The following is a 21,366-nucleotide window of genomic DNA, read 5'->3' on the forward strand; positions in this document are numbered from 1 at the left end:
CAGGCAATGGAAAGGAGAAAATGGATATGGTTGAGAAGCTCGAAATCTATCCGCCGGACACGCATATTCTCGATGGCATGACCTTCTGCGTAGACTTCGCAGAGGCTTCGATCGAAGGCGGTCACCTGACGGGGCCCGTGTTTGCGTATCAGGCCGCAAAAGCGGTGCTGTCCACTGGCGATGCAGAGCGACTCGCACGCTAACTCAACGGAGGGCGTCAAGTCCACTATAGATGGGTTCCGCTGACGCTTGCTCTGCAATCGTATAGTCACAGGCAAGTCACATGAGCGATGTAACGTGGAAGGCTCTCAAAATTCAATAAGACAGTCGAATTCATGTCAACTCGCCGGAACTTTCTTCTCTCCACGTCGGGAGCTGCGACGGCTTCCCTTCTGGCCGCAACCTTGAGCGCGTGCGGCGGAGACGGTGTTTCGGCAGATGCGCCAATCTCCGATGCCGAGCTCAAGGCGCAGATGATCGGCAAATTGAGCGCGGAGCTGAACGATGCAACGACTGCCAGTGTCATTGCACCCTATCTGATGGACGTTGGCTTCACCTGGGATCTTCCATTGATCCCCGCGAATCAGGTCAATACCATCGTCGCATACAGCTTTGGCAATCGGCCCAATGCCGCAAGCGGTAACACATCCAGCACAGGCGCTCTGGCCGCACTTCCCGATCCGGGCCCCATGAATGAAAAACTGGCGGACGCGGTTTACCAGATCTATCAGCTCAAGCCGGTCAAGGTATTCGCGCAATGGCAAATTGCGCGCTTTCTCGTGTCCAAATATCAGATGAACAGTAGCAACCTACAGTCGATCGAGCCGATCATCGCGAGCGATGGCACGATCACGTACATGAGCACCGATGGCGCCGCGGCCGCCATAGTCGCCCTTCACGGCACTGCTGCGGCGATGGGTACCGTGGCTGTGGTTGGTCATCGCGACCATGCGAAACGTTGCATAGAGACATCCGTGGCTCGCGGCATGAACGCGCACGCAGTCAAAGAAGTTACGCTTCCCGTTTACTACGATCCCCTTTCAGGGCAGCCCTGGACGCGTAACCGCGCTATTTACCTCGTACACGACATGTATGCGCAAATGGCCGATAGGACCGGAGCCCTGATCGCTCAGGCATACCCCCACGGCTAGACCGCAGCACCCCTCTCCACGGATACCCAGTCAAATCATGTCAACACGCCGCAAGTTTCTACTTTCCTCGCCAGCCGCTGCTGCGCTGCCATTCATGACAGCAGCATTGGGCGCCAGCGCGAATGCCATGGCAGCCGACACGCCAGTTTCCGATGCCGAACTCGCGCGGCAGATGATCGGAAAACTGAACGTAGAACTGAACGATCCGACGACTGTCAACACGGAAGTCCCCTATTTGCAAGACATCTTCTTCACCTGGGACCTTCCTTTGATCCCCGCGGTTCAGGTCAACGCTATCGTCGCCTACAGCTTTGGTGATCGGCCCAATGCGGCAAGCGGCTCCAGTAGCGGCACGGCTCAGTCCGCGTTGCCGGCGCCGGGTCCCATCAATGAAGAAATCGCAGATGCCGTGTACAAGCTCTACCAGTTGAAGCCCGTCATGGTATTTGCACAATGGGAAGTGGCGAGCGTGCTCACGTCCAAGTACCAGATGAACAGTGCGAACCTTCAATCGGTCAAGCCACCCGTCGTCGCAAGCAATGGCACGATCACCTATCCAACTCTCGATAACGTAGCGGCAGCCGTTGTCGCGCTTGAAGGAAAAGCAGCGGCAATGGGTACGGTGGCTATCGTCACACATCGGGATCAAGCCAAGCGAGCTATACAGACTTCGAGCGCACGCGGTATGAGTGCTTATGCCGCGAAGGAGATCACGCTGCCTGTCAACTACGATTCCCAGGCTTCACAGCCCGCAAACCGTCGTCGCGATCTCTACCTGCTTAGCGACATGACCAATCAGTTCGCGACTTTGCGCACGAATCTGATCGCCCAGGAATACCCAAACGGCTAATGGCCAGTCGTATCGCCGCTTTCAACCACAGCGAAAAGCCAACCCCGCTTCGCTTTGCCGCGCAGGCCAGTGGAGATACTCCTCCTGAGAGACGGCAACGCCCTGCCTCAAGCCGCCTCCGCGGTGCACTCAGGTTCCAGCGCTTGCACAGGTCCACCAGCACGGCAGCGATGGCTTCCTTGTCGTGCGCGCGGGATCGGCGCCAATCGGCACGACTCGGTTGTCTTCGAGGACTTGGTCGATGCGATTCCGTCCGTGCCTGGCCTGTCCGGCCGACCGCGAAGCCGCCCGGACAAGCTCCACGCCGACAAGGGGTATGACTTCGCACGGTGTCGTCGGCATTTGCGCAAGCGAGGCATCGGCCCACGAATCGCCCGCCGCGGCATCGAGAAGAACGACCGGCTCGGCAAACATCGCTGGGTTGTGGAGCGCACGCATGCCTGGCTTGCTGCGCTTGGTAAGCTGCGCATTCGCTCCGAGCGTCGCCTCGATATCCATCTCGCTCTGCTCACGCTTGCCTGCGCTGTTATCTGCTCCCGATTCGTTGAGCAGTTTTGTTAGCGACACTTAGTGAACAATGGGAGATCCTTGGGTGCATTGACCGTATTTCCTGCCTTCGATTCCCGCGATCTGCGAATAGACATGGTGATCGCGGTACCACCCGAGGTGTGGCAGGCCAATGACCTCCTCACCCCAGTTCAGCTCAGTCGAGCGTTGATCAAGATGGCGACGTACGTTGATCCCCGCGCGATGCGCAAACATACGCGGGGACCGAGATCGAGGCCGCCTGCGACAACGCGCAGCAGATCGCGCAGAATGCTGCGCGGCGGCGCGCCGCTTCCTCGACCGGCTGACGCTGGTCATGCAGGCGGTGTCCGTAGGTGCGGGCGTTGAGGATGCGACAGACTTTCTGGCGGCTATCGCCAAGGCGCTGCCTTAACGCGCCCAGGGCGCCTCCACCTTCGTGCTCACGCCATAGCGCTCCAGCCCCTTGGCATGCAGCGCCGGAGAAATCGACCGCAGCGCGGCAATCGCCACGTGGTAGCGGTCGATCTCGAAGTAGCGGCGCAGCGCGGCGCGCGTATCGCTGCGCCCGAAGCCGTCGGTGCCAAGCGCGGTGAACGGCGCGCGCAGGTACGAGGCGATGAGCTGCGCATAGGCTCGCACGTAGTCGGTGGCGGCAATGACCGGGGTAGCGCCCGGCAGCGAGCGCTGCAAATGGCTTTGCGTTTCGCCGCCGCTGGCGAACAGGCTGGCGCGCTCGCATTCGCGGGCGTCCCTGGCGAGCTCGGAAAAGCTGGTCACGCTCCAGATCTCTGACTTGATATCCCAGTCGCTTGCCAGCAGGTCCGCGGCGGCGATGACTTCGCGCAGGATGGCGCCCGAGCCGAGCAGCCTCACGCCGGTGGCAGCGCCTTCGGGGCCGCGCGTGCCGAAAAGGTACATGCCCTTGATCACGTCGTCGTGCGCGTCCTCGCGCAGCGGCGCCTGCGTGTAGTTCTCGTTGTTGACGGTCAGGTAGTAGAACTCGTCGCGCTGCGCTTCCAGCATGCTGCGCGCGCCGTGGTGGATGATGACCGCGGCTTCGCTGGCGAAGGCCGGATCGTAGGCGCGGCAGTTCGGCACCGTGGCGGCGATCAGCTGGCTGGTGCCATCCTGGTGCTGCAGGCCTTCGCCGGCAAGCGTGGTGCGCCCGGCGGTGGCGCCGATCAGGAAGCCGCGCGCACGCTGGTCCGCCGCCGCCCAGATCAGGTCGCCGACGCGCTGGAAGCCGAACATCGAGTAATAGATATAGAAGGGCAGCATGGCGACGCCGCTCACGCTGTATGACGTTGCCGCGGCCGTCCACGACGCCAGTGCGCCGGCTTCGGTGATGCCTTCTTCCAGCAGTTGCCCTTGCTGGCTTTCCTTGTAGTACAGCATCGAGCCGGCATCTTCCGGCTCGTAGAGCTGCCCTACCGGCGAGTAGATGCCGATCTGCCGGAACAGGTTGGCCATGCCGAAGGTGCGCGCTTCGTCGGCCACGATGGGCACCACGCGCGGGCCGACGTCCTTGTCCTTGATCAGGTTGGTGAACAGGCGCACCACGCCGGTGGTCGTGGAGACGGCGCGCTCGTCCGGCTCCATGGCGAAGCGGCCGTACTGCATCAGCTCGGGCATGCGCAGCCCGGGCGCGGTGCGCGCGCGGGCTGGCAGGTAGCCGCCCAGCGCCTGCCGGCGCGCATGGAGGTAGGTCATCTCCGGGCTGTCGTCAGCCGGCTTGTAGAAGCGCAGCTCCGCCACGGCATCGTCGTCCAGCGGCAGCGCAAAGCGGTCGCGGAAGGCTCGCAGCGCGTCGATATCGAGCTTCTTTTGCTGGTGCGCCGTCATGCGGGATTCGCCCGCTTCGCCCATGCCGTAGCCCTTCTTGGTCTTGGCGAGGATCACGGTGGGCTTGCCCTTGTGCGCCTGCGCATCCTGGAATGCGGCGTACAGCTTGCGAAAGTCGTGGCCGCCCCGGCGCAGCGCATCGATATCCGCGCTGCTCATGCTGGCGACCAGCGCCTTGAGCTCTGGGTCCGTGTTGAAGAAGTGGGCCAGATTGTAGTCGCCATCCTTGGCGCCGAGGTTCTGGTACTCGCCGTCCACCATCGCAGCAAAGCGCCGCAGCAGCGCGTGATTGGTGTCGCGCGCAAACAGCGCATCCCATTCGGAGCCCCAGACCACCTTGACGACGTGCCAGCCGGCGCCGCCAAACAGCGCCTCTAGCTCGTGGATCACCTGGCCGTTGCCGCGCACCGGGCCATCGAGCCGCTGCAGGTTGCAGTTGATGACGAAGGTGAGGTTGTCGAGCTGCTCGCGCGCCGCCAGCGAGAGCGCGGCAAGCGACTCCGGCTCGTCCATCTCGCCATCCCCGAACACGCCCCACACGCGCCGCGCAGCGGTGTCGGCAATGCCGCGATGCCCGAGGTAGCGCAGGAAGCGGGCCTGGTAGATGGCGCTGATCGGGCCGATGCCCATGGAGCCGGTCGGGAATTGCCAGAAATCCGGCATCAGCCAGGGATGCGGATAGGAGGAGAGGCCGCCGCCGCCGGTTTCCTGCCGGTAGCTCGCCAGTTGGGACTCGGACAGCCGCCCCTCCAGGAAGGCGCGGGCATAGACGCCTGGCGCGGAGTGTGGCTGGAAGTAGACCAGGTCGCCCTTGTGGTCCCCATCGTCGGCGCGGAAGAAGTGATTGAAGCCCACCTCGAAGATCTCGGCGGCGGAGGCATAGCTGGCCAGGTGGCCGCCAAGTTCGCCGTAGGCCTTGTTGGCGCGCACCACCATGGCCAGCGCGTTCCAGCGGATGATCGAGGTCAGCCGCTGCTCCATGGCAAGGTCGCCGGGATAGCGCGGCTGCTCGCCCACGCCGATGCTGTTCTGGTAGGCCGAGTACGGATGCGCCCGTTCGCCAAGGCCGAGATGGCTGGCATGCTCGGCAAGGCGCTCCAGCAGGAAGCGCGCGCGCGCCGCGCCGCCGGTGCGAAAGACGCCGGCCAGGGCGTCGAGCCATTCGCCGGTTTCCTCAACGTCGGGGTCGTGCCCTTCGCCAGGGGCAATCTGGATGGCGGCTGTCTTTGGCAGGGCATGCATTGCGGTCTCCGTGGGCTTTGTTCCTCTTTATTGGATTGTAGGGAGGAGACCGCGGCAGAAGCTGCCGAATTGGCAGGCGAAGCCGGCCGCCGGCAGCGTAGCGTGCTGCGGCCGGGCGGCTGGCAGCGCAACGTGCTGTGGAGACTGGCACGCTGGCTGCAAGTGGTGGCAGATGGGCTTGGCGTATCGCCGGCGTGCCTATCGATTGCCCGGGCGCGGCAAAACCCGGCGGAGACGATGATCATGCCGGGTGCTTCCAGCGTGGCTCGATGCAAAGCGCGCCTGATGAGGCCCACCCCCAAACTGCACAATCAGCGGGACTGACCGGACCCGATGCATCCGGTGCAGTTGCCCGAAAATTACTTCGCCGTCGGCATGGCGAACTCGGCGCCCTTGCCGATGCTGTCGGGCCAGCGCTGCATGACCGACTTCTGCTTGGTGTAGAAGCGCACGCCTTCCTCGCCATACGCGTGGGTGTCGCCAAACAGGCTGCGCTTCCAGCCGCCAAAGCCGTGCCAGGCCATCGGCACCGGGATGGGCACGTTGATGCCGACCATGCCGACCTGGATGCGCCGCGCAAACTCACGCGCCACGCCGCCGTCGCTGGTGTAGCAGGCCACGCCGTTGCCGAACTCATGGTCGTTGACCAGTTGCACGGCCTGGGCAAAATCCTTCACGCGCACGCAGCCCAGCACCGGGCCAAAGATCTCTTCCTTGTAGATGCGCATGGCGGGGGTCACGTTGTCGAACAAGGTGCCACCCGTGAAGAAGCCCGCTTCATGGCCGGGCACGCGGCAATCGCGGCCGTCCACCACCAGCGTGGCGCCTTCCTCCACGCCGAGGCCGACGTAGCCTTCGATCCGCTCCAGGGCCTGGCGCGTGACGATGGGGCCCATCTCGGCCTCGGCGTTCATGCCGTTGCCGATCACCAGTGCCTTCACGCGCTCGGCCAGCAGCGGGAGGATCTTGTCCGCGACATCGCCCACCAGCACGGCGATCGAGATCGCCATGCAGCGCTCGCCGGCCGAGCCGTAGCCGGCGCCGATCAGGGCGTCCACGGCTTGTTCGATGTCCGCGTCGGGCATGACCACCAGGTGGTTCTTGGCGCCGCCGAGCGCCTGCACGCGCTTGCCGAAATGCGCCGAGCGCTCACTGATGTACTGGGCGATCGGGGTGGAGCCGACAAAGCTCACCGCCTTGACGTCAGGATGTTCGATCAGTGCGTCGACCACGACCTTGTCGCCCTGCACCACGTTGAACACGCCAGCCGGCAAGCCGGCTTCTGTCAGCAGATCCGCCATGAACAGGCTGGCGCTGGGATCGCGCTCGCTGGGCTTGAGCACGAAGGTGTTGCCGGCCGCCAGCGCGATCGGGAACATCCAGCACGGGACCATGCAGGGAAAATTGAACGGCGTGATGCCAACCACCACGCCCAGCGGCTGGCGCAGCGTCCAGTTGTCCATGCCAGTGCTGACCTGGTCCGTGTAGTCGCCCTTGAGCAACTGCGGAATCCCGCAGGCGAACTCGATGATGTCGATGCCCCGGGAGACTTCTCCCTGCGCGTCGGAAAAGACCTTGCCGTGTTCCGCCGTGATCATCGCCGCGAGCGTGTCGCGATTCTGGTTCATCAGTTGCAGGAAGCGCTGCATGATCCGCGCGCGGCGGATCGGGGGCGTGTCCGCCCAGGCCGGAAAGGCCGCGGCCGCAGCGGCAACCGCGGTGCCGGCTTCGTCGACCGAGCCCAGCGCCACGGTGCGCGCGGCGGCGCCGGTGGCCGGATTGAAGACACCCTGCGCGCGTGCGCTGGCGCTGGCAACCCGGCTGCCGTTGATGTAGTGGCCGAGCTGGCCGCCTTCGGTGTATGCGATGGGAGTCGTCACGTTGCTGCCTTCCAGGAAAGAGAGAGGGAGGGATTAGCCAATGCGACGAGTGTAGTCACGGCCCCTGCCCCCATCAATGCCGCGCGGCTTGACTCATTGTTTAGCAAAGTAAACAATGCCGCGATGGAAGACGAAAATAAAGAACCCAACTGGGCGCACCTTTACTCGCTGGTCGTGCTGGGTGAGCTTGGCAGCTATACGGCCGCGGCCGTGCGCCTGGGCCTGAGCAAGGGGGCCATGAGCCAGCGCATCGCGGAACTGGAGCGCAGCGCCGGGGTGCCGCTGGTGCAGCGGACCACCCGCAGCGTCCGGCTGACCGAAGCGGGCCAGCAACTCGCGGACGCCACGCGCAACGCCTTCGCGGACATCGAGCGCAGCTTTGCAGGCGTGCGCGATCTTGCCGGCGAGCCGCGCGGCTTGCTGCGGGTCACGGCGCCGGTGGCGCTGGGCCGGCAGCAGATCGTCCCGCGCATCCCGGCCTTCCTGAAGGCTTATCCGGAGGTGCGGATCGAGATGGAGTTTTCCGACAAGTTCACCGCGCTGGCGCAGGAAGGCTTCGACCTGGCAATCCGGCATGCCTCGGTGGCGCCGGATACGCATATCGCCTGGACGCTATGCCGCACGAACACGGTGCTGGTGGCAACGCGCAGCTACCTGAAGCGCCATGGCTCGCCCGAAACCCCGGAGGAACTGGCCGAGCATGCCTGCCTGCATTACTTCCGGCGGGGCGAATCGCCCACCTGGAGCTTCGAGCCGCTGCGCGGCGCTGGCCCCCGGCGCAGCGTGGCCATCCACGGCAGCTTTGCCGCCAACAACAGCGAGGCCCTGCGCGAGGCGGCGCTGGGCGGACTGGGCATCGCCCTGCTGCCGGACTTCACCGCCCAGGCGGACGTGGCCGCCGGCAGGCTGGTCAAGGTCCTGCCCAACTGGCGCCCGGCGGGGGCCTTCGGCGACCACCTGTTCGCCATCCGCCCTTACAGCCCCTACCTGCCGCGCGCCGTGCGCGTGTTTGTGGACTACCTGCGCGAGACGCTGAAGGATGGCTTCACGATGGGCTGAAGCCCTGCCTTACTGCAGGTTGCCCCAGCGCGGCACCGCCGGCTCCGCCGCCGCCCATTTCCAGCCGGTGGGCTGCCGGCAGGCGGTGGTCAGGAACCAGGCGCGCTGTTGCCTGGCGTCGTCGTCCACCGAGAACAGCGCCTCCCGGCATTCCGCCAGCGGCGTGCGGATGACGCGCACCACCCGCACCCAGCCATGCTCGTTGGCATAGGGCAAGGGGTGGCGGATTTCCCAGCGCTGCTGCGCATCGACCGGCATGGCGCCGATGGTGGCGGCGATGCTGTCCTGCTCCGCCTGCTGCCAGTTGCGCAAGACGTACTTGGCGCCGGCATCCGTGGCGGCGCTGACGCCGATGGCCACGCCGGCGGCCAGGGCCGGGTTGCCGGTGACCGCGCCGGTCGCCACGCCGGCCACCGCGCCGGTCAGGTCGCCGACCGACGAGCAGCCGGTGGCCAGGGCGGCCGCAAGCACGGGCACGATGACCCGCAACCGGTGCGGGCCGCTCATTGCAGCGCCCCCCAGCGCTCGGTGGCCGGCTCCGCCGACGCCCACTTCCACGTCTGGCCGTCCCGGCAGATCGCCGCGATATAAAACGCGCTGGCTTTCGCTTCGGCGTCCACCGAGAACACAATCTCCTTGCACTGCAGGGACTTGCCGCCGATCTCCCGGCTGACCGTGACCCGGCCATGCTCCGCGGGCTCGAGCGGCACGGCGTGGTCGGTCTTCCAGTCCGCTACCGCATCCACGGCCAGCGGGCCGGCGGCCATGGCGATGCGGTCTTGCGCGGCCGCGTGGATTTTGCGTTGGCTGTACTGCAAGGCCGCCCTGGCGCCCGCCTGCACACCCAGGCCAATGCCGGTCGCCACCGCCGCGTTGTCCGTCACCGCACCGGCAATGCTGGCGCCGGCAATGCCCGCACCGGCCGCCGTGCCCTCGCTCAGCAAGGAACTGCAGCCCGTGGCGGATAAGCAAAGGACAAGCGCGGCGGCAAGCGCGGCCGGGCCACGCAGGCCGGTCCCGGTCCGTGCGCGGAGGGAATCAGGAGTGATCATGGGGGATGGAAAATCGGGGAAGGCTATGCCCGGCATGGCCGGCGCATTCGCAAATGCGGGCCAGCATACGCGCGCGCACTTGCGTCGCAAAGCGCAGAAATGTCAAAGATTGTAAGAACGACAGCGTGCGCTGGATGCATCCGGTGAGCGGCGCATCCGCCCGGCGCGTCGCCAGCGCCGAATCGTCTGCCTTTATACTGCGGCATGGCCTACGATCTCACAGACAAACTCGTCATCGGCATCTCGTCCCGGGCGTTGTTCGACCTCGAGCACGAAAACGGCATCTATCAGTCCGAGGGGGTGGCGACCTACTCCGCCTACCAGCGCCAGCATGAGGACGAACCCCTGCTGCCGGGCACGGCCTTTCCGCTGGTGCAGGCGCTGCTCGGACTCAATCACCTGATCCCGGACCGAAGGCTGGTCGAGGTCGTGGTGATCTCGCGCAATTCGCCTGACACCGGGCTGCGCGCGTTCAACGCCATCGAGACCCACCGGCTCGACATCACCCGCGCGGCATTCACCGGCGGCGAACCGATCTCGCGCTATCTGCAAGCCTTCAAGGTGGACCTGTTCCTCTCGCGCGAGGCCACCGACGTGCAAGCCGCCATCGACGGCGGCGTGGCCGCGGCCCAGCTGTACGCCGCGCCCGCCGACTATCACGCCCCCGCCGGCCAGATCCGTATTGCCTTCGACGGCGATGCCGTGCTGTTCTCGCCAGAGTCCGAGCAGATCTTCAAGCAAAAAGGGCTGGAAGCCTTCATCCGGCATGAGCAGAAACACCGCCACAAGGCCATGGCCGAAGGGCCGTTCGCCAAGCTGCTGCTCCGGCTGGCGGAGATCCAGTCGCACTTCGCGCCCGGGCAATGCCCGGTGCGCATCGCCATCGTGACGGCGCGCAACAGCCCGGCGCACACACGGGTGGTGCATACCCTGCGCGCGTGGAACGTCAGCATCGATGAAGCCTTTTTCCTCGGCGGCTTGCCCAAGGATCAGGTACTGCAGGCGTTCGGCGCGCATATGTTCTTCGACGACCAGGAAGGGCATGTAGAACTGGCGTCGGCGGTGGTGCCGTCGGGGCGGGTGCCTTACAAAGGTGGAGAGCTGGGCGGCGGCAAACGCAAGCCCGCGCGCAAGCGCGCCAGGAACGACGACACCGATGCCGCCAGCCAGGCCGGCAACGCACCCGCCGCCTCCGCATGAAGACCTTCGCCCTTTACCTCATCACGGCCTGCGCGGAGATCCTGGGCTGCTATTTCCCCTACCTGTGGCTGCGCCAGGGTGCCAGCGCGTGGCTGCTGGTGCCAGGCGCGCTGTCGCTGGCGCTGTTCGCCTGGCTGCTGTCGCTGCACCCGGATGCTTCCGGGCGGGTCTATGCGGCTTATGGCGGCATCTATATTGCGGTGGCTATCCTGTGGCTCTGGCTGGTGGATGGGGTGAAGCCTAGCCACTGGGATCTGGCGGGGGTGGCGGTGGCGATCGCCGGGATGGCGATGATAGTTTTTCAGCCACGTTAAGGCGCGGAGCGTGATGGAGCGCCTGCGCTACGGCTAGCGCCCGCCCTCCCGATCCGCGCCCCGCCAACCATTGCGCCCGCGACCGCTCAGGCCGCGACCCGCGCCGCCTCCCCGCGATACTGCGCCAGCAACGCCATCCGCCGCGCCGCCACTTTCTCCATATTGGCTTCCTTGACATGGCCGAAGCCGCGGATGTCGTCGGGCAGGCTCGCCAGCGCTACCGCCGTATCCAGCCGGTCCGCATTCAGTGTCGCGCCGAACTCCTGCGCCATCGCGATGTAGTCCTCGATCAGCTTGCGTTCCGCGCGCCGCTCGGCGGTCTTGCCGAACACGTCGAAGGCGGTGCCGCGCAAGCCCTTGGCGCGTGCCAGCAGACGGAAGGCGGTCAGCATGGCCGGGCCAAAGCGGCGCTTGACCAGGTGGCCATGCGAGTCCCGCTTGGCCAGCAGCGGGGGGGCCAGGTGGAAACTGAGCTGGTAGTCGCGGCCAGGTTCGCCTTCGAACTGCGCGCGCAGCTTGTCCAGGAAGGCGGGGTCGGCGTACAGGCGGGCGACTTCGTACTCGTCCTTGTAGGCCATCAGCTTGGCCAGGTTGCGCGCCACGGCTTCGGCGAGCGGCAAGCGCGGGTCGGCGCCCACGCGCTTCTCGGCAGCGCGCACGCTTTCGACCGCGGCGCGGTACCGGGCGGCGTACGCCGGGTTCTGGTAGGCCGTGAGCAGGGCTTCGCGCTGGCGGATGACGCTATCGAGCGTTTCCGGCATGGCCACTACCTGGGCACGCGGCGTGGTCTGCAATTGCGCCGCGAGCGCGGCCTCGCCGTGATGCGCCAGATAGCGGCCCCAGTCGAAGGCCAGCAGGTTCTTCTCCACCGATACGCCGTTCAGCTCGATGGCGCGCACGAGGCTATCGCGCCGCAACGGGACCCAGCCCTTTTGCCAGGCAAAGCCCAGCAGCAGCGGGTTGGAGTAGATCGAATCGGCCAGCAGCTTCACGGCCCACGCATTGGCGTCGATAAAGGCGCAGGCGTCGCCGACGCTGGCGCGCAGGTCCTGCTCGGCCGAGGCACCGGGGAATTTCCAGTTCGGGTTCTTGATGAAGTCGGCGGTGGGCGTATTGGCGCTGTTGATGGCGGCTGCCGTCACGTCGATCCGGGTCTTGGACAAGACCTCGGGCGAGGCGGAGACGATCGCGTCGCAGCCGATCACCAGCCGTGCCTCGCCGGTGGCGATGCGGGTGGCGTGCAGCGCGGCCGGGGTCGGGGCGATCTGCACATGGCTGATCACCGCGCCGCCCTTCTGCGCCAGGCCGGCCATGTCGAGCACGGTCACGCCCTTTTGCTCCAGGTGGGCAGCCATGCCGAGCAGGCCGCCGATGGTGACCACGCCAGTGCCGCCAACGCCCGTTACCAGCACGCCGTAGGGCCGCTCCAGCACCGGCAGCGCCGGCTGCGGCAGCGCGCTGAAATCGGCGAGCGCACCCTTGCCGCCCGCCGCGGCCGGCTTGCGCACCTGCGCGCCTTCGGCCGTGACAAAGCTCGGGCAAAAGCCGTTGACGCAGGAGAAGTCCTTGTTGCAGGAGGACTGGTTGATCTTGCGCTTGGTGCCCAGCGGCGTTTCCAGCGGCTCCACCGACAGGCAGTTGGACTTGACCGAGCAGTCGCCGCAGCCTTCGCAGACCGCGTCGTTGATAAACGCGCGCTTGGCGGGATCGGCCATGGTGCCGCGCTTGCGGCGGCGGCGCTTTTCGGTGGCGCAGGTCTGGTCGTAGATCAGGATGGTGACGCCGGCGGTATCGCGCAGCTGGACCTGGATCTCATCGAGCTTGTCGCGGTGATGCACGGTCACGCTGGCGGGCAGCATGCCGCCGTCGCCGTATTTCTCGGGCTCGTCGGTGACCACCACGATCTTGCTGGCGCCTTCGGCCAGCACCTGGTGCGCGATCTGCGGCACCGTCAGGATGCCGTCCACCGGCTGGCCGCCGGTCATCGCCACGGCATCGTTGAAGAGAATCTTGTAGGTGATATTGGCCTTGGCCGCGATGGACGCGCGGACCGCCAGCAGTCCCGAGTGGAAATAGGTGCCGTCGCCGAGGTTGACGAATACGTGCTTCTCGCCGGTGAAATGCATCTGCCCGGTCCACGCCACGCCCTCGCCGCCCATCTGGCTGAAGGTGTCGGTATTGCGGTCCATCCACATCGCCATATAGTGGCAGCCGATGCCGGCCAGCGCGCGCGAGCCTTCTGGCACGCGGGTGGAGGTGTTATGCGGGCAGCCCGAGCAGAACCAGGGCTTGCGCTCCACCGAGATGCGCGGGCGCGCGGCTTCGCGCTCCTTGGCCTCGATCAGCGCCACGCGCGCGGCGATGCGCTCGCGCACGTCGGTGGGCAGGTCGCTCTTCTCCAGCCGGGTGGCGATGGCCTTGGCGATCAGCGCGGGCGATAGCTCGTAGTGCGCGGGCAGCAGCCAGTTGCCGCGCGGCAGCGACCATTCGCCGCCGTGGTTGCCGCGCTCGTCGAACTTGCCGTAGACCTTGGGGCGCACGTCGTCGCGCCAGTTGTAGAGTTCTTCCTTGAGCGCGTACTCGAGGATCTGGCGCTTTTCTTCCACCACCAGAATCTCTTCCAGGCCGGTGGCGAACTCGCGCGCGTCGTGCGCGTCCAGCGGCCACACGCAGCCCACCTTGAACACGCGGATGCCGATGCGCAGGCAGGTATCGTCGTCCAGGCCCAGGTCAGACAGCGCCTGGCGCACGTCGAGGTAGGCCTTGCCGGCGGTCATGATGCCGAAGCGCGCGTTGGGCGAGTCCAGCACCACGCGGTTGAGCTTGTTGGCACGGATATAGGCCAGCGCGGCATACCATTTGTGGTCGAGCAGGCGGGCTTCCTGCGCCAGCGGCGGATCTGGCCAGCGGATATTGAGGCCGCCCTCGGGCATGGCGAAGTCCTCCGGCAGCACGATCTGCACGCGATCCGGATCGACCTCCACCGAGGCGGTGGATTCCACCACGTCGGTCACGCATTTCATCGATACCCACAGGCCGGAGTAACGGCTCATGGCCCAGCCATGCAGGCCGTAGTCGAGATATTCCTGCACGTTGGACGGATAGAGCACCGGAATGCCGGAGGCCAGCAGCACGTGCTCGGACTGGTGCGCCACCGAGGACGACTTGGCGGCGTGGTCGTCGCCCGCCAGCAGCAGCACGCCGCCGTGCCTGGCGGAGCCGGCCGAGTTGGCGTGCTTGAGCACGTCGATGGAGCGGTCCACCCCCGGGCCCTTGCCGTACCACATCGAGAACACGCCGTCGCGGGTCGCGTCCGGGAACAGGTTGACCTGCTGGGTGCCCCACACGGCGGTGGCGGCCAGGTCTTCGTTCACGCCGGGCTGGAACACCACGTCGCTGGCGGCCAGGTGCTTCTTGGCCTTCCACAGCGCCTGGTCCACGCCGCCCAGCGGGGAGCCGCGGTAGCCGGAGATAAAGCCCGCCGTATTCAGCCCGGCGGCAAGGTCGCGCGCCTTTTGCAGCATGGGCAGGCGCACCAGCGCCTGGGTGCCGCTGAGATACACGCGGCCTTTTTCCAGGGTGTATTTATCGTCAAGGGAAACCGACGCTAGCGCTTCTTGCTGGGCTGAGGATAGGGGGGCATTCATCGATGCTGTCTCCGGGTGCTCTTGTGGGCTGTCGCTGAGTGTAGGAAGGCTGGCCGATATCGTAAAATCATGAATTCAGAGAGCTGGTATCCGAAAATCGCATAGCGGAGTGGCATATGGCGAAAGCGCGGCACGGGAAGGAAGACGGCGGGCAGCGCATCGCCAAGGAAATCACCCTGCGGCAGTTCCGCTATTTCGCCGCGGCGGCGGAGACCGGCCAGTTCTCCATGGCCGCCACCGCCGAGCATGTGTCGCAATCGGCCATTACCAATGCCGTGCTGATGCTGGAGCAGCAGCTTGGCGTGCGCCTCTTTGACCGCCTGCCGCACGGCGTGGCCTTGACGGCGGAGGGCCACCGGCTGCACCAGCGCGCCCGGCAGATCCTGGATGCCGTGCAGGACACGTTGCGCGAACCGCGCTTCCAGGCGCACAACCTGAGCGGCACGGTGCGCCTGGCGGCGTCGTACACGGTGCTGGGCTACCTGCTGCCGGGCCTGCTGGCGCGGTTTCGCACCAACTACCCGGATATCGATTTCGACCTGCACGACATGGACCGTCCCGGCATCGAGCGCGCGGTGCTGGCCGGGGAGATCGAGCTTGGCATCGGGTTGCTGTCCAATATCGAGCGGCTGCAACGCTTTGCCCACCACACGCTGATCCGCTCGCGGCGCCAGCTATGGGCATCGCCGTCGCATCCCCTGCTGGCGTTGCCCAGGCTGACGCTGAAGGACATCGCGGCGCATCCCTACATCCTGCTGACGGTGGATGAAGGCGAGCGCTCCACGCTGCGCTACTGGCGCAGCAAGCGGCTGGCGCCATCGATCGCGTTTCGCACCAGTTCGATGGAAGGGCTGCGCGGGCTGGTGGCGCACAGCTTTGGCGTGACCGTGCTGTCCGACATGGTGTACCGCCCGTGGTCGCTGGAAGGCAAGCAGATCGAGGCGCGGCCGATCGCCGAAGGCGTGCCGGACATGGAGCTGGGGCTGCTATGGCAACCGGGGCGCAAGCTGGACAAGCCCGCCGATGCGCTGCGGGAGTTCCTGATCCATGCCAGCGGCAGCTAGGCGGCAACCCCCTGTGCCAAGGCGCCACATGCTGTTCCAGATTGGTACACCCTGGCGCACCGCGGCACACTGGATGCCGCCTGCATAGCCCCTGCCCGCCAGGTTTTACGTGGTTTCGCCGTTCTCGCTGCGCCCTGTTCGCCAGGCACAGCTTTTGCGGATGGATGCTTGTGCGCGAACAACGCGGCACGACAGACATCACAGCACAAAACGGAGACAGACATGAACATGGCGGAAATCGCCCAGCTGGGCGTTGCGTATCCCTACAAGGAACAGTACGAAAACTATATCGGCGGCGCCTGGGTGTCCCCGGCCGATGGCCAGTACTTTGAAGCGATCTCGCCGGTCACCGGCAAGCCCTTCACGCGCGTGCCGCGCTCCAACCAGAAGGACGTGGACGCCGCGCTGGACGCCGCGCACCGCGCCAAGGGCGCCTGGGGCCGCACCTCCACCACCGAGCGCGCCAACATCCTGAACCGCATCGCTGACCGTATCGAGGCCAACCTGGTCACGCTGGCGGTGGCCGAGACCATCGATAACGGCAAGCCCATCCGCGAAACCACTGCGGCCGACCTGCCGCTGGCGGTGGACCATTTCCGCTACTTCGCCGGCTGCATCCGGGCGCAGGAAGGCGGCATCTCCGAGATCGACCACGACACCGTGGCCTATCACTTCCATGAGCCGCTGGGCGTGGTCGGCCAGATCATCCCGTGGAATTTCCCGCTCCTGATGGCCACCTGGAAGCTCGCGCCCGCGCTGGCCGCCGGCAACTGCGTGGTGCTCAAGCCCGCGGAGCAGACTCCGGCCTCGATCCTGGTGCTGATGGAAATCATCGGCGACCTGCTGCCGCCGGGCGTGCTCAATGTGATCAACGGCTTCGGCCTGGAAGCCGGCAAGCCGCTGGCATCCAGCACACGCATCAGCAAGATTGCCTTTACCGGCGAGACCACCACCGGCCGGCTGATCATGCAGTACGCCTCGCAGAACCTGATCCCGGTCACGCTGGAACTGGGTGGCAAGTCGCCCAACATCTTCTTCGAGGACGTGCTGTCCGCCGACGACGCCTACTTCGACAAGGCGCTGGAAGGCTTCGCCATGTTCGCGCTGAACCAGGGCGAAGTCTGCACCTGCCCGTCGCGCGCGCTGATCCAGGAGTCGATCTACGAGCGCTTCATGGAACGCGCGCTCAAGCGCGTGGCGGCGATCAAGCAGGGCCACCCGCTCGACAAGACCACCATGATCGGCGCGCAGGCTTCGCAGGAGCAGCTTGAGAAGATCCTGTCGTATATCGACCTGGGCAAGCAGGAAGGCGCGCAATGCCTGATCGGCGGCGAGCGCAACGCGCTGGGTGGCGACCTTGCGAGCGGCTACTACGTCAAGCCCACGGTGTTCTCCGGCCATAACAAGATGCGCATCTTCCAGGAAGAGATCTTTGGCCCGGTGGTTTCTGTCACCACCTTCAAGGATGAGGAAGAAGCACTGGAAATCGCCAACGACACGCTCTACGGGCTGGGCGCCGGCGTATGGACACGCGACGGCTCGCGCGCGCACCGCATGGGCCGCGGCATCCAGGCCGGCCGCGTGTGGACCAACTGCTATCACGCCTACCCGGCGCATGCGGCATTTGGCGGCTACAAGCAATCCGGCATCGGGCGCGAGAACCATCGCATGATGCTGGACCACTACCAGCAGACCAAGAACCTGCTGGTGAGCTACAGCCCGAACGCGCTCGGCTTCTTTTGATACAGCGCAAGAATGGGCGCTCGCGCCCATGACATGATCGACATGGTGCCCGCCCCCGCCGGCTTACCGCCGCGCGGCGCGGGCGTCCTTGCCAACAGAATCAGGAGTCGAGATGACAGCGATGATGAAAGCCGCCGTGGTGCGGGAGTTCGGCGCCCCGCTCACAATCGATGAAGTGCCCGTGCCGCAGCCCGGGCGCGGCCAGATCCAGGTCAAGATTGAGGCTTCCGGCGTATGCCACACCGACCTCCATGCCGCCGAAGGCGACTGGCCGGTCAAGCCGACCCTGCCCTTTATTCCCGGCCACGAAGGCGTGGGCTATGTCTCGGCGGTAGGCGCGGGCGTGAGCCGCGTAAAGGAAGGCGATCGCGTCGGCGTGCCCTGGCTGTATAGCGCCTGCGGCTACTGCGAACACTGCCTGCAAGGTTGGGAAACCCTGTGCGAGAAGCAGCAAAACACCGGTTACTCGGTCAACGGCGGCTATGGCGAATACGTGGTAGCCGATCCCAACTACGTGGGCCTGCTGCCGGACAGCGTGGGTTTCGTGGAGATCGCGCCGATCCTCTGTGCCGGCGTGACCGTCTACAAGGGCTTGAAGGTCACCGATACGCGGCCCGGCCAATGGGTCGTGATCTCCGGCATCGGCGGGCTTGGCCATGTGGCTGTGCAATATGCGCGCGCCATGGGGCTGCGCGTGGCGGCGGTGGATATCGACGACAAGAAGCTCGAACTCGCCCGCAAGCTGGGCGCCGAGGTCACGGTCAATGCGCGCACCACCGATCCCGTGGCGTTCCTGCAGAAGGAGATCGGCGGCGCGCACGGCGCGCTGGTGACGGCGGTTTCGCCCAAGGCGTTCGGCCAGGCGATCGGCATGGTCCGGCGCGGCGGCACGGTGGCACTCAACGGCCTGCCGCCGGGAGACTTCCCCACCCCGATCTTTGACGTGGTGCTCAAGGGCATTACCATCCGCGGCTCCATCGTCGGCACCCGCAGCGACCTGCAGGAGTCGCTCGACTTCGCCGCGCATGGGGCGGTCAAGGCGACCGTGTCCACCGCGCCGCTGGAGGAGATCAACGAGATCTTCACGCGCATGCGCGCCGGCGATATCGAAGGCCGGGTTGTGATGGACTTTGCCGCTTGACGTTTGCCATCCGAAGTTGCCATCCGAAGTTGCCATCCGAAGTTGCCATCCGACGTTGCCATCTAAAGTTGCCATCTGAAGGCAAGGAGCCGCACGATGCCCGCCCCCCAGTCACCTGACGCCGTGCAGCGCGTCGTCGCCACGCCTGCCGCGCTGGCGCTGATCGAGCGCCTGCGCGCGCAGCACGGTGCGTTGATGTTCCACCAGTCGGGCGGCTGCTGCGACGGCAGCGCGCCGATGTGCTACCCGGATGGCGATCTGATCATTGGCGAGGCCGATGTCTGCCTCGGCGAGATCGGCGGCGCGAAGTTCTACATGACGCGCTCGCAGTTCGAGTACTGGCAGCACACGCGGCTGGTGATCGACGTGGTGCCGGGATCGGGCGGGATGTTTTCGCTGGAAGGGCCGACCGGGTTGCGGTTCCTGACGCGCTCCGAATTGTTCAGCGATGAAGAGGCGGCGCAGCTGGAGCGCGAGCCGGCGCAGTGAAGCGCCGGCATGACGTGAAACCGGCGCATTAGCTGCGCTTTAGCCGCCGGTAAATCGTATTGCGCGACAGGCCAAGCTCGCGCGCGGCCAGGCTGACATTGCCGCCGTGGCGCGCCAGCGCCTGGTGGATCATGGCGGCTTCCCGGTCGCGCAGGCGCTCGGGGGTGCCGGTTGGCATCACGGGCATCATGGGCGTCGTGGGCATGAAGGCTGGCGCGGCGTCCCTGTCCTGCGCGAACGTCGGCTCGCGCTCAAAATCCTCAGGCAGATGCTCCGCGCGAATCTCTTCTTCGCCTTCGGCCATGATGGCCGCGGTGCGCAGCACGTTGACCATCTGGCGCAGGTTGCCCGGCCAGGGATGGCGCTGAAAATGCGCCAGCACGTCCGCGGCAACGCGGGTTGGATGCGCATCGCCGTGCTCGCCCTGCTCCGCCTGCGCGAGTTGCTGCGTCAGGATGCGCTCCACCAGCACCGGCAAGTCCGTGCGGTCGCGCAGCGCCGGCAGCGTCACCGATAGCGCATTGATGCGGTAGTACAGATCCTCGCGGAAGGTGCCTGCCGCGATCATCGCGCGCAGGTCGCGGTGGGTGGCGCAGATGATGCGCAAATCCACGGCAATCGCGTGGGCGCCGCCCAGCGGGGTCACCGCGCGCTCCTGCAGCACGCGCATCAGCCGCACCTGCTGCGCCAGCGGCATGTCGCCAATCTCGTCAAGGAACAAGGTGCCGCCGTGCGCCTGCACCAGCTTGCCCGGGCTGCCGCGCCGCCGTGCGCCGGTGAAGGCCCCGTCCTCGTAACCGAACAGCTCCGCCTCGATCAGGGACTCCGGGATCGACGCGCAATTCACGGCCACGAATGGCGCGGCGCTGCGTGGCGAGTCGCGATGGATGGCGCGCGCCAGCCACTCCTTGCCGGTACCGGTGCGGCCCAGCACCAGGATGGGAATATCGCGTCCGCGCACCTTGTCGACACGCTGCAGCACGGCGGCCATGCGGGCGTCCCCGGTATCGAGAGCGGCCAGCGCCGAGGTGGCCGCCGATTTGGGGGCACGCGCGGCCTGCGCGCGGCGCGGCGGCGCGAACAGCGACATCCGCGCGAACACGAGCACACGGCTTGGCAGGGTCAATGTCAACAACTGGCCCGACGCATCGACGCCCTCTTTGAGCGCGGTGCCCAGCGGCATGCCGAACAAGGCGGCAAAACTCTGGCGGTTCAGCGTATCGGGCGACAAGCCGAGCTGGAACAGCCCGCTGCGGTTGGCCGCCAGGAAGGTGCCATCGGCCGCGAACGCCGCCATGCCTTCGAACAGCGTGCCGACGAACTCCGGGCGCGCATGAAAGCGCACCAGCGCGGCATCGGTGAAATGCGTGGAGAACAGATGGTTCTCGATCATCTGCGCCGACATGCGCACCAGCGCCATGGTGTGCTTGTGGAAGCCGCGATGATCGCCGCTGACGTCGAGCGCCCCCAGCACCTGGCCAAACGGCCCGGAGATCGGTGCGCAGGAACAGGTCAGGGTACGGTTGGCACGCAGGAAATGCTCGTCGGCATGGACCACCGCTGGCCGGGCCTCGGCCAGCGCCGTGCCGATGGCGTTGGTGCCCTTGCTCGACTCCGCCCACGAGACGCCCGGGGCCAAGGCCACGCGCCTGGCCCGGTCGGCAAAATCGCCGTCGCCCAGGCTGTGCAGGATCACGCCGCCGCTGTCGGTCAGCAGCACCATGCTCTCGGTATTGGCGATCTGCGCGTGCAGGGTTTCCATGACCGGCAGCGCGTGCTTGTACAGCATCTGGTTGGCGTCGACCAGTTCGTGCAGCGCGCGCGTGCCCAGCGATTGATAGTCCGCCGCATGGGTGGCTTCGAGGCCGAAACCGGTGGAGCGCGCGTGCGCGCGGGCAATCAGGATGCGGCGCTCCGGATCGGCGTCCGGCATTGCGGCGTGGCTGGCAAGCGTGCTGCTCATGGCGGCAGGTCTCCTGTTCTGGATCCCGGCGTGGCCGGGTCAGGCCGTCTATCGTGCCGGCCTGTCTGGCGGCATGGCGACCTTGCCGCCAAACCTTATCACATGCCGGCCGCGCAACGCGCACGCACCACCCGGAAGTCGGGTGTAAAGTACATGTTTGCCGCACGCGCGCTGCGCGCCCGGCCTCTCCCGTTTCACTCC

16 protein-coding genes and 1 pseudogene are annotated in these 21,366 nt (G+C 66.2%); 11 read left to right on the top strand and 6 right to left on the bottom strand.

The genetic code is table 11. The features are described from left to right. The first annotated feature begins 26 nt into the window (after positions 1-26). The 4 genes and pseudogenes from A9975_RS36350 to A9975_RS36365 all read left to right on the top strand — a co-directional run. Positions 27-203 carry a hypothetical protein gene (locus A9975_RS36350; protein WP_183036957.1) on the top strand — a complete coding sequence of 59 codons (177 nt, stop codon included), beginning with the start codon at positions 27-29 and terminating at the stop codon, positions 201-203. A 132-nt stretch (positions 204-335) separates the two neighbouring features. Beyond that, a complete protein-coding gene (locus A9975_RS36355; RefSeq protein ID WP_183036958.1) occupies positions 336-1,151 on the top strand; it encodes a hypothetical protein in 816 nt (271 codons plus the stop codon). 37 nt (positions 1,152-1,188) lie between these two features. Further along, a complete protein-coding gene (locus tag A9975_RS36360) occupies positions 1,189-2,001 on the top strand; it encodes a hypothetical protein (RefSeq protein ID WP_183036959.1) in 813 nt (270 codons plus the stop codon). A 195-nt stretch (positions 2,002-2,196) separates the two neighbouring features. Beyond that, positions 2,197-2,562, top strand: a pseudogene (locus A9975_RS36365) (transposase); the annotation flags it as partial. A 375-nt stretch (positions 2,563-2,937) separates the two neighbouring features. Here A9975_RS36365 and mdeB read toward each other — a convergent pair. Together mdeB and A9975_RS36375 are read right to left on the bottom strand one after the other, a co-directional pair. Further along, a complete protein-coding gene (mdeB, locus tag A9975_RS36370; protein WP_183036960.1) occupies positions 2,938-5,613 on the bottom strand; it encodes an alpha-ketoglutarate dehydrogenase in 2,676 nt (891 codons plus the stop codon). A gap of 359 nt (positions 5,614-5,972) precedes the next feature. Next, positions 5,973-7,493: a CoA-acylating methylmalonate-semialdehyde dehydrogenase gene (locus tag A9975_RS36375; RefSeq protein WP_183036961.1), complete on the bottom strand. Its 1,521-nt coding sequence runs from the start codon at positions 7,491-7,493 to the stop codon at positions 5,973-5,975. 123 nt (positions 7,494-7,616) lie between these two features. Between A9975_RS36375 and A9975_RS36380 the strand changes: the two genes are divergently transcribed. Continuing rightward, on the top strand, positions 7,617-8,552 hold the full coding sequence (locus A9975_RS36380) for a LysR family transcriptional regulator (RefSeq protein ID WP_183036962.1): 936 nt from the start codon (positions 7,617-7,619) through the stop codon (positions 8,550-8,552). Between the two features lie 9 nt (positions 8,553-8,561). Here the strand turns inward: A9975_RS36380 and A9975_RS36385 are convergent, their stop codons facing one another. Beyond that, positions 8,562-9,059 (bottom strand): hypothetical protein, encoded by a 498-nt coding sequence (locus tag A9975_RS36385; RefSeq protein ID WP_183036963.1) that lies wholly within the window; start codon positions 9,057-9,059, stop codon positions 8,562-8,564. Beyond that, positions 9,056-9,604, bottom strand: a complete 549-nt coding sequence (locus A9975_RS36390; RefSeq protein ID WP_183036964.1) for a hypothetical protein — start codon at positions 9,602-9,604, stop codon at positions 9,056-9,058. The genes A9975_RS36385 and A9975_RS36390 overlap by 4 nt, the downstream gene beginning before the upstream one ends. 204 nt (positions 9,605-9,808) lie before the next feature. On the opposite strand from A9975_RS36390, the gene A9975_RS36395 reads away from it, so the two are divergent. Continuing rightward, entirely contained in the window at positions 9,809-10,804 is a 996-nt protein-coding gene (locus A9975_RS36395) for a 5'-nucleotidase (protein WP_183036965.1), read from the top strand. Further along, on the top strand, positions 10,801-11,118 hold the full coding sequence (locus tag A9975_RS36400; protein ID WP_043356543.1) for a YnfA family protein: 318 nt from the start codon (positions 10,801-10,803) through the stop codon (positions 11,116-11,118). Before A9975_RS36395 ends, A9975_RS36400 begins: the two co-directional genes overlap by 4 nt. Before the next feature lie 86 nt (positions 11,119-11,204). On the opposite strand, the gene A9975_RS36405 is transcribed toward A9975_RS36400, so the two are convergent. Then, complete coding sequence (locus tag A9975_RS36405) at positions 11,205-14,765, bottom strand: indolepyruvate ferredoxin oxidoreductase family protein (protein ID WP_183036966.1); 3,561 nt, start codon at positions 14,763-14,765, stop codon at positions 11,205-11,207. Between the two features lie 116 nt (positions 14,766-14,881). Here A9975_RS36405 and A9975_RS36410 point away from each other — a divergent pair, with 116 nt between their 5' ends. The 4 genes from A9975_RS36410 to A9975_RS36425 all read left to right on the top strand — a co-directional run bounded on the left by A9975_RS36410 (position 14,882) and on the right by A9975_RS36425 (position 19,202). Next, positions 14,882-15,829 (top strand): LysR family transcriptional regulator, encoded by a 948-nt coding sequence (locus A9975_RS36410; RefSeq protein ID WP_183036967.1) that lies wholly within the window; start codon positions 14,882-14,884, stop codon positions 15,827-15,829. A 222-nt stretch (positions 15,830-16,051) separates the two neighbouring features. After that, positions 16,052-17,572: an aldehyde dehydrogenase gene (gene adh / locus A9975_RS36415; RefSeq protein WP_183036968.1), complete on the top strand. Its 1,521-nt coding sequence runs from the start codon at positions 16,052-16,054 to the stop codon at positions 17,570-17,572. Positions 17,573-17,684: 112 nt separating this feature from the next. Continuing rightward, complete coding sequence (gene adhP / locus A9975_RS36420; protein WP_183036969.1) at positions 17,685-18,713, top strand: alcohol dehydrogenase AdhP; 1,029 nt, start codon at positions 17,685-17,687, stop codon at positions 18,711-18,713. 96 nt (positions 18,714-18,809) lie between these two features. Beyond that, on the top strand, positions 18,810-19,202 hold the full coding sequence (locus tag A9975_RS36425; protein WP_183036970.1) for a DUF779 domain-containing protein: 393 nt from the start codon (positions 18,810-18,812) through the stop codon (positions 19,200-19,202). Between the two features lie 28 nt (positions 19,203-19,230). Here A9975_RS36425 and A9975_RS36430 read toward each other — a convergent pair whose 3' ends face one another. After that, a complete protein-coding gene (locus A9975_RS36430) occupies positions 19,231-21,165 on the bottom strand; it encodes a sigma-54-dependent Fis family transcriptional regulator (protein ID WP_255504258.1) in 1,935 nt (644 codons plus the stop codon). Between the last annotated feature and the right edge of the window lie 201 nt (positions 21,166-21,366).

The sequence above is a fragment of the Cupriavidus sp. UME77 genome, assembly GCF_014170355.1.
Classification (GTDB): Bacteria; Pseudomonadota; Gammaproteobacteria; order Burkholderiales; family Burkholderiaceae; genus Cupriavidus; species Cupriavidus basilensis.